The organism is Streptomyces sp. MK7 (assembly GCF_032658145.1).
Classification (GTDB): domain Bacteria; phylum Actinomycetota; class Actinomycetes; order Streptomycetales; family Streptomycetaceae; genus Streptomyces; species Streptomyces spiralis.
In genome coordinates this window covers 20,075-27,667 of record NZ_JAVACL010000065.1, presented here as the reverse complement: position 1 = coordinate 27,667, position 7,593 = coordinate 20,075, and the positions used below count along the sequence as shown (strand labels likewise).

The 7,593-nt window shown below is 73.4% G+C and carries 7 protein-coding genes and 1 pseudogene; 5 read left to right on the top strand and 3 right to left on the bottom strand.

Annotation, left to right across the window (positions count from 1 at the left end; translation table 11 throughout):
• A pseudogene (locus tag R2S09_RS36900) lies at nucleotides 1-567 on the top strand (hypothetical protein); the annotation flags it as partial.
• Nucleotides 568-669: 102 nt separating this feature from the next.
• On the opposite strand, the gene R2S09_RS36895 reads toward R2S09_RS36900, so the two are convergent.
• On the bottom strand, nucleotides 670-2,004 hold the full coding sequence (locus R2S09_RS36895; RefSeq protein ID WP_316745558.1) for a PH domain-containing protein: 1,335 nt from the start codon (nucleotides 2,002-2,004) through the stop codon (nucleotides 670-672).
• A gap of 35 nt (nucleotides 2,005-2,039) precedes the next feature.
• Nucleotides 2,040-2,543, bottom strand: a complete 504-nt coding sequence (locus R2S09_RS36890; RefSeq protein WP_306188625.1) for a PH domain-containing protein — start codon at nucleotides 2,541-2,543, stop codon at nucleotides 2,040-2,042.
• A 31-nt stretch (nucleotides 2,544-2,574) separates the two neighbouring features.
• Here R2S09_RS36890 and R2S09_RS36885 point away from each other — a divergent pair, with 31 nt between their 5' ends.
• Nucleotides 2,575-3,726: an NADH-quinone oxidoreductase subunit D gene (locus tag R2S09_RS36885; protein WP_306188623.1), complete on the top strand. Its 1,152-nt coding sequence runs from the start codon at nucleotides 2,575-2,577 to the stop codon at nucleotides 3,724-3,726.
• A 25-nt stretch (nucleotides 3,727-3,751) separates the two neighbouring features.
• Here R2S09_RS36885 and R2S09_RS36880 read toward each other — a convergent pair whose 3' ends face one another.
• The gene (locus R2S09_RS36880) at nucleotides 3,752-4,819 is read right to left on the bottom strand and encodes an SAM-dependent methyltransferase (protein ID WP_372337709.1); all 1,068 of its coding nucleotides are present in this window, start codon (nucleotides 4,817-4,819) and stop codon (nucleotides 3,752-3,754) included.
• 118 nt (nucleotides 4,820-4,937) lie between these two features.
• Here R2S09_RS36880 and R2S09_RS36875 point away from each other — a divergent pair, with 118 nt between their 5' ends.
• The 3 genes from R2S09_RS36875 (at nucleotide 4,938) to R2S09_RS36865 (ending at nucleotide 7,577) form a co-directional block, all read left to right on the top strand.
• Complete coding sequence (locus R2S09_RS36875) at nucleotides 4,938-6,143, top strand: sensor histidine kinase (protein WP_306188622.1); 1,206 nt, start codon at nucleotides 4,938-4,940, stop codon at nucleotides 6,141-6,143.
• Nucleotides 6,144-6,213: 70 nt separating this feature from the next.
• Entirely contained in the window at nucleotides 6,214-6,885 is a 672-nt protein-coding gene (locus tag R2S09_RS36870) for a response regulator transcription factor (protein WP_030177381.1), read from the top strand.
• A 59-nt stretch (nucleotides 6,886-6,944) separates the two neighbouring features.
• Nucleotides 6,945-7,577, top strand: a complete 633-nt coding sequence (locus R2S09_RS36865) for an AAA family ATPase (protein WP_316745556.1) — start codon at nucleotides 6,945-6,947, stop codon at nucleotides 7,575-7,577.
• The last annotated feature ends 16 nt before the right edge of the window (nucleotides 7,578-7,593 follow it).

Here is a 7,593-nt window from a genome sequence, read left to right as displayed (position 1 = left end):
GCGCACCACCCCCGGGGCCCGCGGGGGGCGCCCCCCGCCCCCGCCCGCGCGCCCCCCACCCCGACGACCGAGGCGGGCGAGCGCGAGCCGGGCGGGTCCGCCGGGCGGACCGAGGCCGAGACCGGGACGGCCACGGCGACCGCGGCGGCTCCCGAGGCGACCACGGCGGTCACTGCTGATGCCGAGACAACGATCGCGACGCCCGAGCCGCCCGCGCGGGGCAGGCCCGCCGGACAGCAGCCCACCGGCCACTTCACCGTGCCGACCGCCGTGGCCGTCGTGCCGGCCGCGCCCGCGCGGCGCCCGGTGGTCGAAGGCGGGTTCGACTTCTTCGGCACGAAGAACACGAAGAAGGGGTCGCCGTCCACCGCCCTGGAGGCCGTCCAGAACGAGGACCTGGCCGACGTCGTGGGCCAGGAGGCCCTCGCCCTGCACAAGGCCGAGTCCGAGTCGCAGTACAAGCGGGCCGGCGCCGACGCCCACGGCGTGGGTCAGGTCATCGACCTGACGGCGCACGACGAGACGGAGCAGATCGACCTCCAGGGTCTGCGCACCGCGGCGTCCTGAGGCGGGCAGCCCACCGGAGAACCGAACAGAGCGGCGCGAGTAAGGGGCGTGGCACCTGGGCCACGCCCCTTACCGCTGCCTCGCCCCTGCGTCACCCTTGCATCACCGCTGCATCCACCGGTCCGGCCGGGCCTCGCGCCGTCCGGTCCGTGACCGTTCCGCCTGTGCCCGCAGCAGCCGGGCCGCCTCCTCGGCGTCCCGCAGGCGTGCCGTGACGGTCTTGTTCGCGCCCGTGTCCACGTGCACGTCGGCGACCCGCCACGCCCGCTCCCAGGGCCCCTGCGTGAGCCGTACGCTCTGCACCTTGGCGTGCGGGACGAGCGCGAGCCGCCGCCGCAGCAGCCCGTGCCGGGCGGCGAACACCGCGTCGGTGACGGCGATCCCGTGCCCGCGCCACCACACCGGCGTGCACCACCGGGCGCGCCGCGGGGGCCGTACCAGGGAGGAGGCCTCCGGCACCGCCACTCCGGGCAGCACACGCGCGATCACCGACTCGGCGATCCCGCGCGGAGCGACCGGCAGCAGCACCGAGTTCGACGACCCGGCCACGTCCAGCTCCACCCGCACCCAGCCGAGCCGCCGCCACAGCAGCGGCTCCACGATCCGCACGGTCTGCACCCGCCCCGGCGGCACCGTCTCGTGTGTGCGGTCGAGCAGGCCCCGGTCGATGCGCAGCCCGTCGGGCGACTCGCTCACCGTCCAGTCGTAGGCGCCGACGAAGCGCCCGGCGCTGCTCGTCACGGCCCCGCCGAACAGCGGCACCGCGACGGCCAGCACCGTCCACAGGCTGTGGGTGCCCAGCCACACCAGCGGCGGTACGGCGACGGCGGTGAGCAACGAGCCCCAGGTCGCGCCGATCAGCAGCAGTGAGAGCGCGATCACGCGCGCGGGTACGCGGACGAGCTCCCGCGCGGGCGCCTCGCCGACCTCGTGCGCGGTCTCGGGAGCGAAACCGGCGGCCCGCGCGAGCAGTTCGGCGCGCAGGGCACGGGCCTCGTCCTCGCCGAGGAAGGCGAGTTCGTCCTTCTTGTCCGTCCCTATGACGTCCAGCTTCAGCTTGGCCACCCCCGCGACGCGTGCGAGCAGCGGCCGGGTGACGTCGACGGCCTGGATCCGCTCCAGCCGGATGTGCGCGGTGCGGCGGAACAACAGGCCGGTGCGGATGCGCAGTTCGGTGTCGGTCACCGCGAAGTGCGTGAACCACCAGGACAGGAAGCCGTACAGGGCGGCCGCCGGGAGGAGCACCGCGAGCCCGGCCAGCAGCATGGTCGTCGTCAGCCGCGTCAGCTGCTGCTGCGCCTGGCTGGGGTCGTGCACCGCCCACCCGGCGAGCACGGCGACCGGCGCCCACGCACGCCTGAGCGGTGTCACGGGATGCAGCCGCCGCTCGATCACACCGGGCTCGTCCAGGCTCACGGTCTCGTCGCCCCTGTCCACGGCCTCGACGTCGGTCCCGTCGCCCTCGTCCGCCGTCACAGCCCCGCCGATCGTGCCTCGCCGAGCCGGGTGAGCCGGTCGCGCAGCCGTTCCGCCTCGGCGGGGTCGAGGCCGGGGATGGTCGCGTCGGTCGCGGCCGCCGCCGTGTGCAGCTGTACGGTGGCCAGCCCGAAGTGCCGTTCCACGGGCCCGGAGGTCACCTCGACCAGCTGCATCCGCCCGTACGGCACGACGGTCTCCTCGCGCCACAGCACACCCCGGCTGATCAGCAGGTCGTCGGCGCGCTCGGCGTAGCGCCAGGAGCGCCAGTTGCGGCCCAGCAGCACCCAGCCCCAGGCCAGCAGCGCCAGCGGCAGCAGTGCGAAGGCCGACCAGGCGGGCCCGGCCATGGCACCGAGCAGCACCCCCACGGCCAGGGCGAGCGGGCCCAGCCACACCACCAGCAGCAGCCGGCGCATCCGCAGCAGTCCCGGCGGCAGTGCGGTCCACTCGGGCCCGGCCCCTGCCGCCCGCTCGTCGTCCGGGCTCCCCGTTTCCATGCGGCAAGCGTACGTACGTAAGACTGTGTCCATGACTCCTACGACGGAGACCATGGTCGGGATCGGCGGCGCCGCGGAGAGCACCGACATGGTGCTCAACATCGGACCGCAGCATCCGTCCACGCACGGCGTGCTGCGGCTGAAGCTGGTGCTGGACGGCGAGCGCATCAGGCGTGCGGAGCCGGTGATCGGCTATATGCACCGCGGCGCGGAGAAGCTGTTCGAGGCGCGGGACTACCGCCAGATCATCATGCTCGCCAACCGGCACGACTGGCTGTCGGCGTTCTCGAACGAGCTGGGCGTGGTCCTCGCCGTGGAGCGGATGCTCGGCATGGAGGTCCCCGCGCGCGCGGTGTGGACGCGCACGCTGCTCGCGGAGCTGAACCGGGTGCTCAACCACCTGATGTTCCTCGGCTCCTATCCGCTGGAGCTGGGCGGCATCACCCCGGTCTTCTACGCCTTCCGGGAGCGGGAGATCCTCCAGAACGTCATGGAGGAGGTCTCCGGCGGCCGGATGCACTACATGTTCAACCGGGTCGGCGGGCTCAAGGAGGACCTGCCCGCCGGGTGGGCCACGCGCGCGCGTGCCGCCGTCGCCGCCGTGCGGTCGCGCATGGACGTCTTCGACGACCTGGTGCTCGGCAACGAGATCTTCCGGGGGCGTACGCGGGGCGTGGGGGAGCTGGCGCCGGAGACCGTGCACGCCTACGGCGTGAGCGGGCCCATCGCGCGCGCCTCGGGCGTCGACTTCGACCTGCGCCGCGACGAGCCGTACCTGGCGTACGGGGAGCTGGCGGACACGCTCAAGGTGGTGACCCGGCGGGAGGGTGACTGCCTCGCCCGGTTCGAGTGCCTGCTGGAGCAGACCCACAACGCGCTGGACCTGGCCGACGCCTGCCTGGACCGGCTGGCCGAGCTGCCGCCCGGCCCGATCAACCAGCGGCTGCCGAAGGTGCTCAAGGCCCCCGAGGGGCACACCTACGCATGGACCGAGAACCCGCTCGGCATCAACGGCTACTACCTGGTCAGCAAGGGCGACAAGACCCCGTACCGGCTGAAGCTGCGCTCGGCGTCGTACAACAACATCCAGGCCCTGACCGAGCTGCTGCCGGGGACGCTGGTCGCGGACATGGTGGCGATCCTGGGGTCGATGTTCTTCGTGGTCGGGGACATCGACAAGTAGGGCACCGGTCTCCCGGCGCGGTCGCTCATCCGGACAGCGGGTCCGTGATCCCGGGGAGCGGGTCCGCGGTCCCGACCGGCTGGAGCAGCCAGCCGAAGTCGCCGAGGCCGCCCGCCGCGGTGAGCTCGGCGGCCTCACCGGCGCTCGCGAGGGCGCGTACATACTCCGAGGGGCGCGTGGAGGCGAGCGAGAGGGGAGGGCGTGCGCCGCTGACCCCGAGGGCGCGCAGCGCCTCGCGCTGGGAGCACAGGCGTGCGCCGGGGAGCGCGACGGCGCACGCGTCCAGGGCGACATGCGCCGTGATGTCGCACGAGCCGTCCGGCACGGGTGCCGTCTCCCGCCCCTCACGGAAACCGGTGAGCGTCCCGAAGGGCGGCCGGGCCCCGGCCAGGTGCGCGTAGTCGACGGCGACCGCGAGGCCCCGCTCGACCCGGGAGACCGCGGCGGCCCAGACGGCGTCCCGGGGCAGCCCGATCTCGGCGCGCAGGCCCGGCTCGGGCGGCAGTGGCCACCAGCGCGCCAGCCACGCGGCCTCCGCTCCCGACACCGGCTCCCCGAGCCGCTCGGTGCCGTCCCGCCGGACGAGGACGTGCCGGGGCACGCCCGCCGCGTCCACCTCGGCCACCTCCACCGGCACGTTGTCCAGCCACTCGTTGGCGAACAGCAGCCCGGTGAGCCGCTCCGGGGGCTCGCTCAGCCACTCGATCCGGTGATCGAGGCCCGTCGGCCGCCCGGCGATCTCGACCGCGAACACGCGCGCGCGGGAGGCCGCCTCGGCGGGCAGCGCGGCGAGCACCCCGGCGGCCAGCTCGCCCCGCCCGGCCGCCATGTCCACGAAACCGAGCTCCACCGGGCGCCCCAGCAGCTCGTCGACCCGGCACAGCAGACGTGCCACGGCCGCCGCGAACAGCGACGAGGCGTGCACGGACGTACGGAAGTGCCCGGCCGGCCCCTCGGGGCGCCGGTAGAAGCCGTCCGGCCCGTACAGGGCCTCCTCGGCCGCCGCCCGCCAGCCGCGCCACTCGCCGGCCGTGCGGTCCGCCGTGCGGCCCGTCGCGCGCGTCGTGGAGCCGTCCGCTGTCCCGTTCGTCACACCGCCAGACTAGGCGCACAGGTGATCAGTGCCTCCACCTTGGGGAGTACGAGGGCCGAGTCCGGATCGGCCCTCCGGTTGACCCCTGCACCTATCCCGCTTCCCTACTCTGGGTTACGTGCAGCGCCTCTATGACTTCCTCCGCAGGCACCCGACATGGGTCGACGCCTTCTGGGCCGTCGTCCTGTTCGGGATCTCCGGCGTGAGCGTGTTCAGCATCAACGGGGCGCCCGGCCACCACATGCCCATCGGCCCGGGGCTTGCGGTGTCCGCCGTCCTGTGCGTCGTCGTCGCGCTGCGCCGCCGGTTCCCGGAGCCGATGCTGCTGCTGGCCTTCGCGACCGGGCTGGCCCAGCTGATCCTGGACATCGAGACGACAGTCGCCGACTTCGCCATGCTGGTGATCACCTTCACGGTGGCCGCGGTCGGCGCGCGCTGGGCCTCCCGGCTCGCGCTCGTCGTCAGCCTGTTCGCGGCGACCCTGGCGCAGATGCGCTGGCCGGCCGTGCACGACACCTTCGCCGGGCAGGCCGCGATAGCCGTCTTCCAGACGGTCCCCTTCGCCCTCGCCTGGGTGCTCGGCGACTCCATGCGCACCCGCCGCGCCTACTTCGCCCAGCTGGAGGAGCGCGCGGCCCGTCTGGAGAAGGAGCGCGAGGCGCAGGCCAAGGTCGCGGTGGCCGCCGAGCGCGCCCGGATCGCGCGCGAGCTGCACGACGTGGTGGCGCACAACGTGTCGGTGATGGTGGTGCAGGCCGACGGCGCCGCCTACGTCCTCGACGCCGCCCCCGACCAGGCGAAGAAGGCCCTGGAGACCATCTCCTCCACCGGCCGTCAGGCGCTCGCGGAGATGCGCCGTCTGCTCGGCGTGCTGCGCACCGGCGAGCACCAGGAGGGCGGCGAGTACGTGCCGCAGCCCGACGTGGAGCAGATCAAGGAGCTGGTCGAGCAGTGCCGGAGCTCGGGACTGCCCGTCGACTTCCGGATCGAGGGCACCCCGCGTCCCCTGCCCAGCGGCGTCGAGCTGACGGCGTACCGCATCGTGCAGGAGGCCCTGACCAACACCCGCAAGCACGGCGGGCCGAACGCGGGTGCGAGCGTGCGCCTGGTCTACTTCGACGACGGCCTGGGCCTGCTCGTCGAGGACGACGGCAAGGGCGCCCCGCACGAGATGTACGAGGACGGCGGCGCCGACGGGCAGGGCCACGGCCTGATCGGCATGCGCGAACGCGTCGGCATGGTCGGCGGCACCCTGGACGCGGGCCCGCGCCCCGGTGGAGGCTTCCGCATCAGCGCCCTGCTGCCGCTCAAACCGGTGCACTGACGCCCGGCGACCCCCCTGTTGAGACCTCTCACGCCCCCCTGAGTAGCTGAAGAAGACGGAAGAGGACCCGATGACGATCCGCGTGATGCTCGTCGACGACCAGGTGCTGCTGCGCACCGGATTCCGGATGGTGCTCGCCGCCCAGCCGGACATGGAGGTCGTCGCCGAGGCGGGCGACGGGGTCGAGGCCCTTCAGGTGCTGCGGGCGACCGCGGTCGACGTGGTGCTGATGGACGTGCGCATGCCGAAGCTGGACGGCGTGGAGACCACCCGCCGCATCTGCTCGGAGCCGAACCCGCCGAAGGTGCTCATCCTGACCACCTTCGACCTCGACGAGTACGCCTTCTCCGGGCTGAAGGCGGGCGCCTCCGGGTTCATGCTCAAGGACGTGCCGCCCGGCGATCTGCTCGCCGCGATCCGCGCCGTGCACAGCGGCGACGCCGTCGTCGCGCCCTCCACCACGCGCCGACTGCTCGACCGTTTCGCGCCGATGCTGCCCACCGCCGGCAAGGAGCCCCAGCACAAGGAGCTCCAGCGGCTCACCGAGCGGGAGCGCGAGGTCATGGTGCTGGTCGCGCAGGGCCTGTCCAACGGTGAGATCGCCGCCCGGCTGGTGCTGTCCGAGGCGACCGTGAAGACCCACGTGGGCCGCATCCTGACCAAGCTGAACCTGCGGGACCGGGTGCAGGTGGTGGTCCTCGCCTACGAGACGGGCCTGGTCCGGGCCGGCGGGCACGGCTGAAGGACGGCTGAAGGGATGGACCGGCTGCCGTAAGTGCCGGCCGTCGGTAGGGTCTGCGCATGCTCCTGTGGATCAACGGCCCCTTCGGGGGCGGCAAGACACAGACCGCACACGAGATCCAGCGCCGTCTGCCGGGCAGCGTCATCTGCGACCCCGAACACCCCGGCTTCGGGCTGCGCCGCATGATGCCGCCCGAGCTGCGCGGCGACTTCCAGGACCTGGCGTCCTGGCGGCAGGGCGTCGTCGAGGTCCTCGACCTGGCCCTGACCAAGCACGACGGGGTGGTGATCGCGCCCATGACCGTCACCGACTCCGGCCACTTCGCCGAGACCGTCGGACGGCTGCGCGAACTGGGTCATGACGTACGGCACTTCGCCCTGCTCGCGGAGCGCGAGACCGTGCTGAAGCGGCTGAACGAACGCGGCCTGGGGCACCTCCTTCAGTTCGTGGCGGGGAAGAACACCGGGCTGCGCAGGGAGAGCTGGGCCGTCCGGCAGCTCGACCACTGCCTCGAGCGGCTGCGCGAGCCGGAGTTCGCCGAGCACCTGTGGACGGACCACTCGAGCGTGCCGAAGATCGCGGACCGGATCGCGGTGCTCGCCGGGCTGACCCTGCGGCCCAACACGGAGGGCCGGGTGCGTACCCGGGTGCGGCAGGTGGGAGTGGGCCTCCGGCACATCCGGTTCGACTGACGGCGGGGCGTGCGGC